Origin of the sequence: Neobacillus phoenicis, from assembly GCF_047302305.1 — a bacterium.
Taxonomy (GTDB): Bacteria; Bacillota; Bacilli; order Bacillales; family Cytobacillaceae; genus Neobacillus.
The window spans coordinates 5,143,812-5,160,342 of record NZ_CP154847.1; the positions used below are offsets into that span (position 1 = coordinate 5,143,812).

Genomic DNA, 16,531 nt, shown 5'->3' on the forward strand with positions numbered 1-16,531 from the left:
TATGTTTTTTAAAAGTAAACGTTTGTTCATAACATGCTTGTTAGTATTCATGATTGTTTCCATTATTCAACCTCATACGGCTAATGCACATTCAGGTTCAGTTGGGTATTCTGAAGTAACCATAGAAGGCAATAAGGTTACATATGATTTATTTTTGCTTGCAGATCTTCTTGGGGGATTACTAGATTTAGATAAAGATCAAGATGGCTATATGAATGAAGATGAAATCCAACAGTCAAAACAAGTAATTGAGCAATATATTTTCCAAAATCTCTCTGTGATAAATAATGGATTCAAGGGCCAAGTCATCATGAAAGATATAAAACCAACTACACGAGCCAATTTACCCATGTTTCGTATCGAACTAGAGTATGTTTTTGAAGAACCCGTTGAAGAGTATGAGATTGCGTACTCAATCTTTTATACGAAGAACATCGATATAAACCACCAAAATTTTCTTACCGTTCATATCGGCGATCAAGTAGTGGAAAAGATTTTTACGAAGAATAAGAATATTTTTCAAGGAAATGCTAAATTGAAAAAATTTTACTCAGGTAACAAATATTTGGAAGAAGGCAAGTCAAAAGATAAAATGCTAGGTTTTTGGGATTATGTTGTAATGGGAATGAAACATATTTGGTCAGGTATTGATCATATGCTCTTTATCTTCGGTCTTCTCCTTACAAGGGGAACATACCGTGATTATTTGAAGACATTAACGGCATTTACTGTCGGGCACTGTATCACCTTAGCCCTAGCTGCAACCGGGACCTTACTTATCCCAAGCAGCATTATCGAACCTTTAATCGCTCTTAGTATCGTTTATGTAGCAGTGGAAAATATCTTTTCTAAAAATTTTAAATGGCGCTGGGTGATTACCTTTTTGTTTGGACTCATTCATGGTTTTGGCTTTGCTGAATTGTTAATCGGGAAATTAGAAACCAATATTTTCCTCCCACTATTTTCCTTCAACCTTGGTGTTGAAATAGGACAAATTGTTGTTCTGATGATTATGTTACCTTTCATCTGGTATCTTCAAAAAATTCGCTGGCAAATGAAAGTTGTATACAGTCTTTCTAGTATTATAAGTGTCATTGGTTTGTACTGGTTTATGGACCGCGTATTATAACCGTTGTATAATTAAAAAACCTCATTTCCGGTTAAATCGGAAATGAGGTTTTCTTGTTTATTTAATCGATGATTTCAAAAAGAATTTTGGCAATATCACTATTCTCTATTCTTCCACTAAACAGATGTCTGTTTAGTCCATATGCATAAATAGGTACATCCTCGCCGGTATGTCCTTTGGTTGTCCAGCCAGTACTGGAATAGTGATTGATGATGTCGATGAGCGTTTGACGTGTATCTTCTACTCCCATTTCTAACGTAGATTGTATCGTTTTCAAGTCATCATCGTTAAGAGTAAAGTGGATATAATCCATTAACGTTGTTATATCTTTGGTTTCATGCAATCGTGTAGCAATAACAAAGGGTGTAGCGGTAATCGACTTAATTACACTTGGATTCCATTTATAGTTACCGTTACGATCGATACTCATCCCACCGGTTGAGTGATCGGCTGTGGCAATTACAATCGTATCGTCTCGATTTAATGCGAAATGAACGGCCGTTCTAAATGTTGCTTCAAAGTCCTTCACCTCACTCATTGCCCCTACAATATCATTGTCATGACCGGCCCAGTCTATTTGACTTCCTTCTACCAAAAGAAAAAAACCATTTGGATTTTGCTTAAGGCGCTCCAAGGCAGCTTTCGTCATTTGAGACAATGATGGAACATTTGGATCGCGATCAATCATTTTCGGCAGTTCAATAGGAGCGAATAAACCTAGCAGTCGTTCATTTTTATTTGTAGTAAGCTCTTGTAAGTTTGTCACATAACCAAATTGATGCAAAACAAACTCTTCTATTAAATTTCGATCCTTTCGATGGAAATAAGAAGTTCCTCCCCCGAGCATCACATCTATTTTTTGTTTTCCTTCTATTCGTTCATCCAAATAATCATCGGCAATTTGGTCATATTGATCTCTAGATTCAACATGTGCAGCAAATGCTGCCAATGTTGCATGATTGATTTGGCTAGTTCCTACCAGCCCAGTAGATTTGCCACGAAATTTAGCATATTCTAACACGGTTGGAACGGTTTGTTTATCGATGTTTAGACCAAGTGCGCCGTTATAGGTTTTATAACCAGTCGATAACGCCGTTCCTGCAGCGGCTGAGTCGGTAATATTACATTGTGTATCTAGGGAATAGGTTGATTGGGATCCGACAAAGTATCGATCAAAAATAGTTGGCTTCATTAAGCCCTTTTGGGATTCATGGTTGAAATAACGAAGACCAGTGGTATATGAAAAACCCATCCCATCCCCAATTAGTAAAATCACATTTTTTACTTTTTTCGTACTGTTATAATTCAGAATGGGATTAAGTGCAATCAAACTGCTGTAATCATTTTGCTGAATGGTGGAATGTAACAAAGTTAACAACACCTTTCTTTTAATGGCTAAGCATTTCATCCTTACGAAACGCACGAGGGTACTAATTACATTTCATTTATAACATAAAAGAAAGGGAAAAAATTAGGCTGCACAATAGTTTTACAAAAAATCTAAAAATTCTTAACGATGATATTATTTTTTTAATATACAGAATCTTTACAAATAATTAACGGTATCTCAAGAAGAATTACCTTCATTCTCTTATACAATAAAAAGAACAAAAATATTAAGGAGGGATTGGATGAGGGTGACGGTTGAGGGTTTAGAGTATACCTATTATGGTGTTTCTTTAATACTAAGGGGGAGAATGCTATGAGAATCGCTATTTTTACCGATACCTTCCATCCAGACATCAATGGTGTGGCACGAACGCTTAAGCATTTTACTAACTATTTGGATAAGCAAAACATTTCTTATAAAGTGTTTGCACCTGATTCTCATTCAAACGAATATATTTCTTCCAATATTCATCGTTTTAAAAGCTGCTCTTTTTTCTTATATCCTGAGTGTCGTTTGGCCTTCCCCAATCTTTTTCGCATCAAGTCAGAATTAGAACATTTCTCTCCGGATATCATCCACGTCGCAACTCCTTTTAACATGGGACTTTGCGGTGTTTATCTTGGCAAAAAATTAAACATTCCAATAGTTGGCTCCTATCACACAGACTTTGATTATTATTTGAAATTTTATGACCTTCAATTTTTTTCAAAAATCCTTTGGAAATACATGAATTGGTTCCATAAACCTTTTAAAAAATTATTTGTCCCTTCTACCGAAACGTTAACTCAACTTAAGAGTCATGGTTTTAATCATTTAGAAATTTGGCCAGGCGGAGTGGACTGCGAGCTTTTTCATCCATATTACGATAAAACGACTATTTATCAACAATGGAATATTCCTAAAAAATACCTCCTTACCTATGTAGGCAGGCTTGCACCAGAAAAAGATGTAAAAACACTCCTTGCTGTTGCGAAATCACTTCCAGCTGATATCAATAAGAACGTTCAATGGGTCCTCATAGGAGACGGTCCACTGAGGGAAGAACTTCAAAATCAAGCTCCTGAGAACATGACCTTCACAGGGTATTTAACAGGAGAAAAATTAGCTGAAATCTATTCCGCATCAGACGTCTTTGTTTTTCCGTCTCCTACTGAAACATTTGGAAATGTTGTCATTGAAGCACTTGCAAGTGGGACACCCGCTATTACCGCCAATTCCGGAGGCGTAAAGAATATTATCCAAGCAGGAGTTACAGGGTATTTTTGTGAAACAGGTAATGTTACAGAGTTTGTAAATGCCATAATTAAGCTATTAGAAAATGATAGTTTACGCAATCAATTTGGGATTGAAGCTAGGAACTATGCTTTAACACAAAGCTGGGATCACACCTTCTCAAAATTACTTTGGCATTATTCTGACGTAATTAAGGAACCGAAGGTACAAAAATATGCTTGATAACTTTTTCATTTTACGACAATCCATCAACTGGTTTAAGGAGTGATCGATTGGATACTTTTTCACATATTGTCATTGGCCTAGGGTTAGGTGCTCTTGCTCAAATAGACCCTGCAGTCTCAGATAATCATGCGCTATCTCAAGCAATTATTTTAGGTACTGTTATTGGTTCAAATGCGCCTGATTTCGATTATATTTATAGATTTAGAGGGAAGGGCAGCTATATACGAAATCACCGTGGTATGTCTCATTCATTTCCCGCTCTTCCAACATGGAGTATCGTTGTTTCTGGCATGATTTTTCTATTCTTCCCTGGAGTAAATTTTCATCATTTATTTTTATGGACCTTTTTAGCTGTGTTTGCACATGTCTTTTTGGATCTATTCAATGTACACGGAACACAAATCTTACTGCCTTTTTCTCGAAAATGGATTTCCTTTGATGCAATTCCTTTAATTGATCCGTATATTTTGTTGCTTCATATTCTAGGCTTTAGTTTATTTCCACTTTTTCATTCCGGAGTAACCTTTCTTACCATTTATCTTTTCTTGCTTATTTACCTTGCTATTAGATCAGTTTCTTCAGTTTTAACGAAAAGACACCTACAGTACCACTTTCAGAATAGCGTTCGGATAAAACTAATCCCACGTTTGGCATTGTTTAAATGGGATATTGTCATCGAGACAAACGAAGATTTCTTATTTGGAGTTTATTCTGAAGATCGCCTGTCTATTGAACACACCCTTTCCAAAAAAATTGACTTTCCGGAATTGGTTAAAAACAGTATTAATGACCCATCGGTTTCAAATTTTCTTGCTGGTACTCATTTTGCGTATCCATTTGTTAATGTGTGCAAAAGCGGTTATTTCATCTATTGGAAGGACATCCGCTTTCGCACGAATAAATTTTTTCCATGTGGGGCTATTCTTTTTATTTCTTCAGATTTCAAAACCAAGAAGAGTTATGTGGGCAAAATACACTCATTAAAACAATACAAAAAAGTGCTAAGAAACTTAAAGAACACGCATACTTCTTTTTAAAACCAATATGGGTGTCAGGCACCACTCGTGGACATCCGTCTTCGAGTGGTGGACACCCCAACTAATTTTATGTTACGGATGAAGAACTTTAGTTCCTTTTTTCTTTAATTGTTTTTCATGCGCACGTCTATGAGCGCGATTACGATCCTCTTCAACCTCAGCAGAAAGCTCGACACCCATGGGAACCTGCGTGACAGATACCTGTTTGAGTCCCTGCTCATCCTTTTCAAAAACAAAGGTTGCTTTAGTTGAAATATCAGCTCCTGGTACTGATACATATGGAACGACACGATAATCTGCCTGCCAGCGCTCTGGTGTAACACGGCAGCGAACATAGCCACGGTAATCATTAAAGAATTTAATATGTGGATTTAAGCCTAATATTTTGTCGGTATCCGCCCGCTTATTTGCCCCATTCCCACCTGAAGTGATGGAAGTACCAACGAATTCTGCTCCAAAAATTCTTGAATTGAGGTCATTAAAATCTTCAAGTAAGTTTGAAGTCCAGCTGGCATGAACATCTCCTGTTAAGACAATCATATTATTCATCCGACTCTCTTTTGCATAATCCAGTACACGCTGGCGTGCTACAGGATACCCATCCCATGCATCCATGCTGAATTTTGGTGAAGCCGCTGTACCATAATTTCGCTGTGCAAAGAAAATCTGCTGAGCAAGCACGTTCCATTCCGAGTTTGAGTTATCAAGCAAGTTAAGCAACCACTGTTCTTGTTCAATTCCCATCAAGGTACGTTTCGGATCAAGCGATTCTGCTGTCTGCGGTGAGCTGATATCTCCGTTTGCTTGATCATCACGGTACTGACGTGTATCTAACACGAAGAAGGAAGCTAGATTACCGTATTCAAAATGGCGATAGATTTTCATATCTGCCCCCTGCGGCAGTGACGTCTTCCGAAGGGGCATATGCTCATAATAGGCTTGATACGCTGCTGCTCTTCGCAATACAAATTCCTCAACGGACTGCTCTTTTTCTGGAATGACATTGGCATAATTATTTTCCACCTCATGGTCATCCCATGTAACAATCCATGGAAAAGCCGCGTGGGCCGATTTTAAATGTTCATCGGAACGGTATTGGGCATATCGGTTTCGGTAATCTTCAAGCGTTTTAATTTCTGGGCAGATGTGGGTACGAACATTTCCAGTTGATGCTATATATTCATTAGGTCCGTATTCATATATGTAATCCCCAAGGTGGAAGACAAGATCAAGCTCTTCTTTAGCTAGGTGCTGATATGCCGTAAAGTAACCGTGTTCATATTGCTGACAGGAAGCAAAAGCAAATGTAAGATTTGAAACACTTACTCCCGCACTCGGAAGTGTTTTCGTTTTTCCAGTTGGACTTGTTTCATTTCCACAGTGAAAACGGTAAAAGTATACCTGGTTTGACTTTAAACCGCTAACCTCTACATGGATAGAATGACCAAGTTCAGGGCTGGCTAATTCTGTTCCTCGCTGAACAATATTACGAAAATATGGATCTATCGCCATCTCCCATTTTACTGGTACACTGTGTGGAGGCATCCCCCCACCGTTTAAGTGATCTGGCGCCAGCCTTGTCCATAACACGACACCGTCTGAAAGTGGGTCGCCGGAAGCAACACCAAGGGTAAACGGATATTCACTAAAACTCGGGTCCGCTTTAACCTCAAACCCTACCATGGACTGGGCAAGGGCCAATCCAAGTGAAATACCAGCTATTTTACTGGCCCCTTGTAAAAAGCTACGGCGGTCAATATTCGTTTGCAGTCTGTCTGTATTAAATTTCTTCATCCATTCATTTAAAGGTATATCATTCATACGTGTTCCATCCCCTCTTAGAATTACATGATTAATACAACGTTCATTATAAAGGGGAATTATTAATTTAATGTAAAGAACTGTAAAGCAAAAGCTTTTTAGGATGCTCCTAATCAGGTAATTAGACTTAATAAATATCATGTTACCTTGGATTTTTGTGGTTTCTCTTCAGTTTCCATAGCATGCAACACTACCAGTGACCTATTTTTCTTTATTATTTCTTCATAAAAATTCAACAATGCTTTAACTATACTGACAATTACATAAACATAATCAACCAACTATTCAATCCCCTAAATATCTCGACATTTTTTAACACTGTCTTTACAAACTATTAATACTTACATAGTAAAATAGTAGTGTGAGTCTAAAACTATAAATCAGGATGGGAGTTATCATGAAAACAACTTTGGCATTACAAATCCCCACCTTTGAGTTATCAGAATCTCTTAATTTTTCCCATGTATTTCAGCCTATATTTTCTCTAAATGCTCATACCCTTTATGGATATGAAAGTTTGATAAGAGGTGAAAAGAATAATAACCCTCTTATTCTTTTTGCAATGGCTGAAAAACAAAAAAAATTATTCAACCTGGATATGGCTTCAGTTATAAAAAGTATTTTATCTTTTCATAAATATGAACTATCGAAAAATTTGAACATGCATCTAACAGTTAATATTTTCCCCTCTACTGTATTGGAACCATCTTTTCTTTGGTTAATTGAAGACCTAATGAAAAAAGTAAATATTTCACCCAATCAAATTTTTTTTGAATTGAATGAAACCGAGACTGTACAGGATTTAGTAAAACTTCTACAAAGGGTGCAGTACTTAAAAGATTTAGGTTTTAGAATTGCCCTTGATGATCTGGGGAAAGGACAATCCTCACTAAGAGTGGCGCTTGAGCTTGAACCGGATATGGTAAAACTCGATCAGTACTTCTGTATCGATTTGGAGAGATCTGAAAAGAAACAACTTTTTTTAGAATGGATTACCTCATATTTCAGAGAAGCGGGAACTCTCGTTACACTTGAAGGAATTGAAACGGAGTCACAGCTACTCATTGCAAAGCAAGCAGGTGTTCATTTTGGTCAAGGATATCATTTAGGAAGACCCGGCCTTTATTTGTAAATTAATTCATGATATGGAGGCGGCTTTATGCAGCTAACGATCGGAGATATTGCTGATACATGTCTAAAAGTAACGCCCTCTACAAAGTGTGAGGAGGTCTATAAAACTTTCAAGGAAAGCCCATCATTAGAAGGGATTGTTGTTTGCTTAAATGACCGGCCGATTGGGCTGGTAATGAAAACACATTTCTATCAAGCACTGTCCACCAAGTATGGTTTTAATCTTTTTATGAATCGTACAATTGATTTAGTCATGAACAAAGAGTCACTAATGGTGGATTCTTCCGTTCCAATTACTGATGTGAGTGCACGTGCAATGAACCGCAGCCTTGAACATCTATATGATTATGTAATTGTTACGTCACAAGGCCGTATACGTGGTACTGTAAGTATAAAGAATTTATTAATCAAATTGACTGAGGTACAAGTAAACATTGCTCGTAATTCCAATCCGCTTACTGGACTTCCAGGAAACACCGTCATAAATGAGACATTACAGGAAGCTTTATTAATTGAAAAATTCAGTGTTTTATATATTGATATCGACTCTTTTAAAGTATTTAATGATTCATACGGATTTAGAAAGGGCGATGAAGTGATTCGGGAGACAGCCAATATCATTGTTGAAACTGTTCGTTCCTATACAGGCTCATCCTCATTTGTTGGCCATATTGGCGGTGACGATTTTATTGCAGTTATTCACGATTTTAACTATAAAGAAATTTGCCAATCAATCATTTCACGTTTTGATCAAATGTCACGGAGATTTTATAACGAGAAAGAATTAATGAGAGGATATGTCGAAGCAATCAGCAGAATGGGAAAGCTCGAACATTCACCCTTGATCAGTGTCTCTATTGCTGTAGTCTCCAATAAATCAGTTACATTTCAAACCGTTGAACAATTGAGCAAGGAGGCTGCTAATGTAAAGAAAAAATGTAAAGAGATAAAATATAGTGTTTTTTTATCTTTGGAGGATTACGACCGAGAATTTGTTTCTTAGTAATGAATGTGAAAGCGTTCTTTTGCGTGCGCAATCAATATTCAGCTATCCATTATAAAACTATACATACTCTTTACACTCTTTTAACACCAGGTTAAGAAAGGCTTTTCAATTCCCTAATACAATAGAGTAAACTAACTTATTGGAGGGATTGGATGAAGATTACCGTTGCTGGAGCAGGATATGTAGGGCTCGTTACTTGCGCTTGTTTAGCTGAATTAGGACATTATGTAACGTGCATAGACATTCAAAAAGAGAAAATCGAAATGCTTCAAAACGGCCGCTCTCCGATTTATGAGCCTGGGCTTGAGCCCCTTTTACAAAAGCACCTTCAAAACGGGACATTACAGTTTACAACAGATTCACATCAAGCCTATTCCAATCCAGAAATTATTTATATTGCCGTTGGGACACCTGAAAAAGAGGACGGAACGGTGGACCTGAAATATATTCATGTCATTACCCACACCATCGCTCACTACATTAAGAACGATGTATTGATCTGCACAAAAAGCACAGTTCCAGTTGGGACAAATGACTTAATAAAAGAAATTATCTACAGTAGAATACCTTCTAATATTAAAGCAGAAGTGGTCGCAACTCCTGAGTTTCTTCGTGAAGGCTCTGCTGTCTTTGATTTCTTCCATGGAGACCGTATCGTGATTGGCACCGACAATCCTGAAGCTGCATCGATTATGGAACAAATATACCTGCCATTAAAGATACCAATAATTACTACGGATATAAGGAGTGCGGAAATGATTAAGTACGCCTCCAATGCCTTTTTAGCTACGAAGATTAGCTTTATTAATGAAATTGCAAACATTTGTGAAAAAGTAGGCGCCAATATTGAAGAAGTAGCTTATGGAATCGGACAAGATAAACGGATCGGTCCAAATTTTCTTAAGGCAGGGATTGGATTTGGCGGCTCTTGTTTTCCGAAGGATACAAAAGCCCTTGTGCAGCTTGCGGGTGATGTTGAGCATTCATTTGAATTGCTAGAGTCTGTCATCAAGGTAAATAATCACCAGCAGTCTCTTCCTATTTTAAAAGCGAAGCAGAAAATTGGTTCGTTACACAATAAAAAAGTGGCCTTGCTCGGGTTATCATTTAAACCTGATACAGATGATGTTCGCGAATCAGCCTCTATTAAGATTGCAAAAGAGCTGATCCAGGAAGGAGCTATCGTTAGAGCTTATGATCCTATTGCCATCCCAAATGCAAAGAAAGTTCTAGGAGATACGATTGAATATGCTTATGATATTCGCTTCGCCCTACATGAAGCCGAGCTGGCAATCATTGCAACAGACTGGGAGCATATCAAACACGTCCCATTAGATATCTTTCATACCTTCATGGAAGACCCTATTATTATCGATGGAAGGAATTGTTACCCACTTCGAGAGATTCAAAAATATCCGGTCACTTATATGTCCATTGGTAGAGCTAATGTTCACAAAAGTGGATGAAAGAGATGTTCACCTGTTTGTCAGTTAAAAACTCGGCTAGGAGGAATGGGTATGAAAATTGCTATTTTCACAGACACCTTTTTTCCAGACATGAACGGAGTTGCCCGAACACTTAAAAGATTCACCAATTATCTTGATGACTATAATTTAACCTATAAAATTTTTGCACCGGAGAACTCTACGAGCCAATATGGCGGCAATCAAATTCATCGTCTAAAGAGTCTCCCGTTTTTCTTGTACCCTGAGTGTCGGCTGGCTATTCCCAGCCTTTTCGACCTTAGTTCTAAATTACAAGACTTTTCTCCTGATGTCATCCATGTGGCAACCCCTTTTTCCATTGGGCTATGCGGAGTTTATTTAGCAAAAAAATATAAAATACCATTAGTTGGATCGTACCATACCAACTTTGATGAGTATTTAAAATACTATAACCTCTCCTTCCTCACAAAAATCCTATGGAAATACATGCATTGGTTTCACAGTCCATGTCAGAAACTATTTGTTCCCTCAGTTGATACGTACCAGCAACTTAAGCAACAGGGTTTTAGAAATCTAGAACTTTGGCCTAGAGGTGTAGATTGCCAACTTTTCCACCCAAATCATGAACAAGAGAAAGTCCAAAAGCTTTACTGTCCTTCAGAGAAGTTCCTGCTCACTTTTGTGGGCAGATTAGCTCCGGAAAAGGATATCCAAACCCTCCTGACTGTAGCAAGAAATATGCCGGGAGCCATAAATGAAAAACTGCAATGGTTAATTATTGGCGACGGCCCATTACGCGATGAATTAGAAGCCCAGGCACCAAATAACATGACTTTTACTGGATACTTGGATGGACAAAGCCTAGCCGAGATTTACTCAGCATCGGACCTATTTGTTTTCCCCTCTCCTACCGAAACATTTGGGAATGTTGTCCTAGAGGCTCTTGCTAGTGGGACTCCCGTCATTGGAGCGAATGCTGGCGGTGTAAAAAACATCATTAAATCGGGCCAAACGGGGTATTTATGCACACCAGGAAATGTCGAAGAGTTTACATCTGCTACTCTACGGCTCTTAAATAATGCGGCACTAAGAAAGCAAATGGCCATTGCTGGAAGGATGTATGCACTCACACAAAGATGGGATGAGATTTTCAAGAATCTCATTTGTCATTACACGGATGTGATAGATGCTAGCGGCGAGCAGAAATATGCGTAAACAAGTTTATTGAAAAAGCCAGGCAGACGCCAGGCTTTTTACATGGTTGGATTCACTGCATCATTTAACTCTCTATCTAGTTCTTCCTGGTAATTTGCCTTTTCTTCTCCTGTCCATTCGAGATACTCCGCCATCATGTCCATTACAGCTTGTTTCCACTTTTGTACCCATTGAATATTAAAATATAATGCACTCGTCCGACGGATAAAAAAGTCCACAGGTGTGACCGTCATTTCCTCATCCATGCTATAAAATAGCTGCACATAAACATCCAATGGCAAACCTTGTTTGTTTTTGGTATCGTAATCCGTGGCTATATCAAATATTCGATGGATATTGGAGCCATATCGCTGTATTAGCTGTAAGTACTGTTCCTTCGTAAATCCTCTCACATATGCTTCATCTATATTTTTTTCAATAAAAGCTTGGAACTTATTTGAACCTCCAAAATCACCGCCGGAGATTGGCATATGCTTCGTTTGGCATGGACTAAGACGAATCCCCCATTCCCCTTCCAATTGCTTTGCTACCAAATCAACCACTGTTTCCGCCATTTTTCGGTAACCGGTCAGCTTTCCACCAGCAATCGTGATTAATCCAGAATCAGATACCCAGATTTCATCCTTACGGGAAATTTCAGAAGGATCTTTGCCATCTTCATAAATTAACGGCCTCACCCCTGCCCAGCTAGACTCAATATCCTCTTCCTTAATCTGAACAGTTGGAAACATGTAATGAATAGTCTCAATAAGATAGATTCGATCTTCAGATGTAATTTTTGGATGAGTCGGCTCCTTATCGAAAAATGTATCCGTAGTACCAACATACGTTTTTCCATCCCGAGGAATAGCAAACACCATTCTGCCATCATGCGTATCAAAATAAACAGCCTGTTTCAGAGGAAACTTGGACTGATCAATGACTAAATGTACCCCTTTTGTCAGCCTCAGTTTTTTCCCAGACAAGGAATGATCTCTGTCACGAAAGGTATCGACCCAAGGGCCGGTGGCGTTAATGATTTTCTTTGCATAAATATCATACGCATTTCCATTTACCTGATTAATTACCCGCACACCTACTACTTTTCCAACCTGGAAAAGCAGCTCGTTTGCTTTTGTGTAATTGACTGCCTTCGCACCTTTAGCCACCGCCTCCTTCAACACTTCAATCGTCAAACGGGCATCATCGGTGCGGTATTCTACGTATAGCCCACCGCCCTTTAAACCATCTCGTTTAATAAGGGGCTCTTTTTCAACAGTTTGTTCAGGCAACAGCATTGATCTTCGTTCCGCTTTTTTTACACCAGCTAAAAAATCGTAGACTCGAAGACCAATTGAGGTACTAAATCGGCCAAATGTTCCACCTTTGTGAATCGGCAAAAGCATCCACTCTGGAGTGGTCACGTGCGGGCCATTTTCGTATACAATGGCGCGTTCCTTCCCCACTTCAGCAACCATTTTTACCTCAAATTGCTTTAAATAACGCAATCCGCCATGGACGAGTTTAGTTGAACGGCTGGATGTTCCAGCAGCAAAATCCTGCATTTCCACCAAAGCTGTATTTAACCCTCTAGTTACGGCATCGAGTGCAATCCCACATCCTGTAATACCTCCACCTATAACGAGGACATCAAATGCTGCTGAAGCCATTTCCTCTAACACTGTATTTCTATTTAAACTTGAGAATTTCAATGGAATACCTCCTATTTAAGGAAAAAGAGCTAATTATGATTTACCCTATTTAAATGTATTCATCCCTCACACCAAAATCTCCAACATATTACTTTGATTTCTTTTTCTGATAAGATAATAATAAGCATAAAAGAAGCCAAAATTCAGGAGGATCCACATGTTCTTATCCTTTCCCATTTGCGCTGCCCTTTTAGGGATGTTGATTGCTCAATTCGTAAAAATCCCGATACACTTTTTAACCTCAAGAGAACTAAAATGGAGTTTAATGTTTAGTACGGGCGGAATGCCTAGTTCCCATACAGCCACCATTATTTCTTTGACTACAGCGATTGGAATTACTTCAGGGGTTCAGTCAAATGAATTTGCTATCGCGGTGATCGTCTCTCTTATTGTGATGCACGATGCGATGGGAGTTCGAAGACATGCAGGTTACCATGCAGAAGTGTTAAATACCTTGTTGGCTGATTTCAATGTTCTTATCGAAACCTTAAAGCATCCAAGTTTAAAGAAAACAGAATCGCGCGAAAAGCTAAAGGAATTGCTCGGCCACCAGCCAGCGGAGGTGTTTTTTGGAGCGATTACTGGAGTTATTGTGGGGTATTTGACTTATTTGGTTTATCCTTTTTAGGATGTTTTTTTGAGGTGTGTTGAAAACAGCGGAATTAGTTGTTTTACTGTTTGAGGACTTTTACAGAAGTTAATTTATGGGGGTGCTTAGTTTTCCTTGCACCCCCCTTTTGTTGATTCCAATTGGTTGCGGTCGTGTAGAAGTTATTTTGTATTCTCTAATATATTCCGTATCTTATCCGTATAAATTTTAGCTAAACTCTTTTTCGTGTACTCAAAATTTTTCATACTAGCTTCTTTAGGAATGTTCATGGACACTAATCGGATATCAAGCTTTTCAATGATAAACCTCTCGTCCTCATCCTTCGGTGTCCCGCCCACCTCAGCTAAATCAATCCTTGTCCCGTCATTTAGTTCAATAATATAAAAGAAGTCACCCTTGGAGTGTCCGAACACTGAAGAGCGCCCCTTCCCATACACCCCAGTCTGGATTTTCACAATATCTTTGTAGCTATATTCCTTTCCTTGAGGAGTTAAAAAGGAATAATTGACGATTTTATCAGCTTTAACTACAGTGACCGGGGTTATGAATGTATATAGCAAAACAATAGTAAATGCTGCGACAGCAGTCAAAATGATTTTTCTATACTGCCTAAAAAATTTACCATATCGCCAAGCGTCCCTAAATTCTTTATTAAAAAGGTAAAAGTACCCCACAAAAAGATAAACCTCAAAGATAAAAATCAACCCTGAATAAGGTGATCTGAATATCCAGATGATGTATTCTTTTGGTACAAACAACGCTTCCTGCATGAATGCGATTAATACAAATATTCCGATGGACAATAGGATGATGGCAATAAATCCTAGAACTCGTAGAATGAAGGCTAGTATCTTTTTCATTTCAATAGCTCCTGTACAGATTTTTTCGTTGAAGCATCGATAAAAGGAGAGTAACATTACTCTCCTTCGTTTACGACGATTTGGTACCCCTCTTGTTGCGGACCGTCCTCATATACATCCCTTGTCACTATGTAATAAGTTTCTCCATCATTATCGGTAATAACCAACTCACTTGGACTTTTGTCGACTGCTGCAGCATCTAAGCTGTAATACGGTAAACCTAATGTTGACGTATCAAATGGCATATTGATCCCTCTTTTCTATTTTTTATACAGCTTACCTTCTTTTTAAAATAGAGGCAAGGTCTAACTAAGCTCTATTGTAAAAACTTTTATCCTGTCCCATGTAGCTTGCCAATTCTTTTTTGCTACACGTTCATCATACATTTTCATTCGCTCATTATTCTCAGTAAAAAATGGGGTTGGTCTTACCCCGAAATGGATCACATCGCTAATTCCCCAAGGAGCAGTTAAGATGACATTGTCCGTTTCATCTAATTTAACAGCCAAAGCGGTTGCGGTTTCCGGAAATTTCGATATCGCATCCACAGAAGAAAAGTAAGGGGACATCTTATTTCTAATATGCATTCTAGCTTCATTTTTCACAGACCATGGAATGTCTGGCAAAAGCGAAACCAGTTTTCCTTCGAGCTTTTTTTCATCTAACTTATCAATAGAATAAATGACATCAATATCTGGAATAGGTGTCCTTTGACTAAATCCATGAAGGGTATCCCATATTTTTGAACGAACAAAACCAGCACAAACCCACCAATCAGGTAGATTCAGTGAATTCACTGTTTTTAATATTTCCATCATCCATGAATCACTTTGTATAATCGAAATAACTCCTTGCTCATCTATCATTTTTTAGTTGAACCACCTTTTGTTATTCATTGGATCCTTTAACCTCTAGGAGCGATTGATAGACAGGATTTTGTTTGAGGATGGCTTTAATATCAGAAACCAGTTCCGACATTTGTTTTCCATCCTTACTCTTATCGCATTCGGACCAGGCAAAATGTCGCTGTGCATCATTTATCCAAACATTTAGCTCATAACTAACAAATGACTTCATATTGCATTTAGTCGATAGCTTTTTTTCCTCAAGATAGTTTGAAAGAATCATAAGTTTATAGATTTGGTTCATTTCATCCTTTGAAAACTGGAAATCACTGACGCCAACCGCTTCCCCATTTTGCAGGTCCTTGATCAACTCTTGGTCTTTAGTGTTGATTTTATTTTTCAACCCAACACCATACTTTAACTCAAATTCAAATGTGTCCTGTTGGTCGACATCATGGGAAATGGTCAATAGTTCCTCTCCAAAGTCAGGACATTCTTCCACCATATATTTCGTGCTAGTATTAGATTCTAGCGTTTGAATACTTTTGCAGCTGTAAGTAATTACTTCTCCGCCTCCGTACTTGTCTTCTGTAGTATCTCTTTTAATCGTGAATTTGGAGCCATCATACGTTAAATCATAATAAATCGGGTCACCTTCTATTGTATAGCGGATGAGTCGAACCTTATCCTTCTTCCCACTGTTCATATTTTTAACAAACCGATCCAACCTTTCAATATGCTCAAGACTCCCATGTGTTTCTACTATTTCATTAGCCGTTGGTTTATGTTTAGTAGAAGCAGGGGCTTCTCCTTGGCAACCTGATAATATGACAATAATGAATATGGTTAATCCCAGCCAAAAGGCTTTGTTACTCATGCTTCAAAACCCCTCT

At 38.2% G+C, this 16,531-nt stretch carries 16 protein-coding genes; 8 read left to right on the forward strand and 8 right to left on the reverse strand.

What is annotated here, in order from left to right:
* Position 1: 1 nt before the first annotated feature.
* Positions 2-1,129 (forward strand): HupE/UreJ family protein, encoded by a 1,128-nt coding sequence (locus AA0X95_RS26215; protein WP_413303473.1) that lies wholly within the window; start codon positions 2-4, stop codon positions 1,127-1,129.
* Positions 1,130-1,190: 61 nt separating this feature from the next.
* Here the strand turns inward: AA0X95_RS26215 and AA0X95_RS26220 are convergent, their stop codons facing one another.
* A complete protein-coding gene (locus AA0X95_RS26220; protein ID WP_413303475.1) occupies positions 1,191-2,498 on the reverse strand; it encodes an alkaline phosphatase in 1,308 nt (435 codons plus the stop codon).
* A 333-nt stretch (positions 2,499-2,831) separates the two neighbouring features.
* On the opposite strand from AA0X95_RS26220, the gene AA0X95_RS26225 reads away from it, so the two are divergent.
* Both AA0X95_RS26225 and AA0X95_RS26230 read left to right on the forward strand, forming a co-directional pair.
* On the forward strand, positions 2,832-3,974 hold the full coding sequence (locus AA0X95_RS26225) for a glycosyltransferase family 4 protein (RefSeq protein WP_413303476.1): 1,143 nt from the start codon (positions 2,832-2,834) through the stop codon (positions 3,972-3,974).
* 50 nt (positions 3,975-4,024) lie between these two features.
* Positions 4,025-5,014: a metal-dependent hydrolase gene (locus AA0X95_RS26230; protein WP_413303479.1), complete on the forward strand. Its 990-nt coding sequence runs from the start codon at positions 4,025-4,027 to the stop codon at positions 5,012-5,014.
* A 72-nt stretch (positions 5,015-5,086) separates the two neighbouring features.
* Here the strand turns inward: AA0X95_RS26230 and AA0X95_RS26235 are convergent, their stop codons facing one another.
* Both AA0X95_RS26235 and AA0X95_RS26240 read right to left on the reverse strand, forming a co-directional pair.
* Positions 5,087-6,835, reverse strand: a complete 1,749-nt coding sequence (locus AA0X95_RS26235) for an alkaline phosphatase D family protein (protein ID WP_413303481.1) — start codon at positions 6,833-6,835, stop codon at positions 5,087-5,089.
* 137 nt (positions 6,836-6,972) lie between these two features.
* Positions 6,973-7,116 carry a hypothetical protein gene (locus AA0X95_RS26240; protein ID WP_413303484.1) on the reverse strand — a complete coding sequence of 48 codons (144 nt, stop codon included), beginning with the start codon at positions 7,114-7,116 and terminating at the stop codon, positions 6,973-6,975.
* A gap of 116 nt (positions 7,117-7,232) precedes the next feature.
* On the opposite strand from AA0X95_RS26240, the gene AA0X95_RS26245 reads away from it, so the two are divergent.
* The 4 genes from AA0X95_RS26245 (at position 7,233) to AA0X95_RS26260 (ending at position 11,632) form a co-directional block, all read left to right on the forward strand.
* On the forward strand, positions 7,233-7,967 hold the full coding sequence (locus AA0X95_RS26245) for an EAL domain-containing protein (protein ID WP_413303486.1): 735 nt from the start codon (positions 7,233-7,235) through the stop codon (positions 7,965-7,967).
* Positions 7,968-7,994: 27 nt separating this feature from the next.
* Complete coding sequence (locus AA0X95_RS26250; RefSeq protein ID WP_413303489.1) at positions 7,995-8,969, forward strand: GGDEF domain-containing protein; 975 nt, start codon at positions 7,995-7,997, stop codon at positions 8,967-8,969.
* A gap of 155 nt (positions 8,970-9,124) precedes the next feature.
* The gene (locus tag AA0X95_RS26255; RefSeq protein WP_413303492.1) at positions 9,125-10,438 is read left to right on the forward strand and encodes a UDP-glucose dehydrogenase family protein; all 1,314 of its coding nucleotides are present in this window, start codon (positions 9,125-9,127) and stop codon (positions 10,436-10,438) included.
* Between the two features lie 51 nt (positions 10,439-10,489).
* The gene (locus AA0X95_RS26260; RefSeq protein ID WP_413303495.1) at positions 10,490-11,632 is read left to right on the forward strand and encodes a glycosyltransferase family 4 protein; all 1,143 of its coding nucleotides are present in this window, start codon (positions 10,490-10,492) and stop codon (positions 11,630-11,632) included.
* Positions 11,633-11,670: 38 nt separating this feature from the next.
* On the opposite strand, the gene AA0X95_RS26265 is transcribed toward AA0X95_RS26260, so the two are convergent.
* A complete protein-coding gene (locus tag AA0X95_RS26265; protein ID WP_413303497.1) occupies positions 11,671-13,323 on the reverse strand; it encodes a glycerol-3-phosphate dehydrogenase/oxidase in 1,653 nt (550 codons plus the stop codon).
* Between the two features lie 157 nt (positions 13,324-13,480).
* Between AA0X95_RS26265 and AA0X95_RS26270 the strand changes: the two genes are divergently transcribed.
* On the forward strand, positions 13,481-13,951 hold the full coding sequence (locus AA0X95_RS26270) for a divergent PAP2 family protein (protein ID WP_413303500.1): 471 nt from the start codon (positions 13,481-13,483) through the stop codon (positions 13,949-13,951).
* 143 nt (positions 13,952-14,094) lie between these two features.
* Here AA0X95_RS26270 and AA0X95_RS26275 read toward each other — a convergent pair whose 3' ends face one another.
* Genes AA0X95_RS26275 through AA0X95_RS26290 form a run of 4 tightly spaced genes read right to left on the reverse strand, consistent with a single transcriptional unit; the run spans position 14,095 to position 16,515 of the window.
* On the reverse strand, positions 14,095-14,793 hold the full coding sequence (locus AA0X95_RS26275) for a hypothetical protein (RefSeq protein WP_413303502.1): 699 nt from the start codon (positions 14,791-14,793) through the stop codon (positions 14,095-14,097).
* A gap of 56 nt (positions 14,794-14,849) precedes the next feature.
* Positions 14,850-15,038, reverse strand: a complete 189-nt coding sequence (locus AA0X95_RS26280) for a hypothetical protein (protein WP_413303505.1) — start codon at positions 15,036-15,038, stop codon at positions 14,850-14,852.
* A gap of 60 nt (positions 15,039-15,098) precedes the next feature.
* Positions 15,099-15,659: a nucleotidyltransferase family protein gene (locus AA0X95_RS26285; protein WP_413303508.1), complete on the reverse strand. Its 561-nt coding sequence runs from the start codon at positions 15,657-15,659 to the stop codon at positions 15,099-15,101.
* A gap of 22 nt (positions 15,660-15,681) precedes the next feature.
* Positions 15,682-16,515: a DUF4362 domain-containing protein gene (locus tag AA0X95_RS26290; protein ID WP_413303511.1), complete on the reverse strand. Its 834-nt coding sequence runs from the start codon at positions 16,513-16,515 to the stop codon at positions 15,682-15,684.
* Positions 16,516-16,531: the final 16 nt, after the last annotated feature.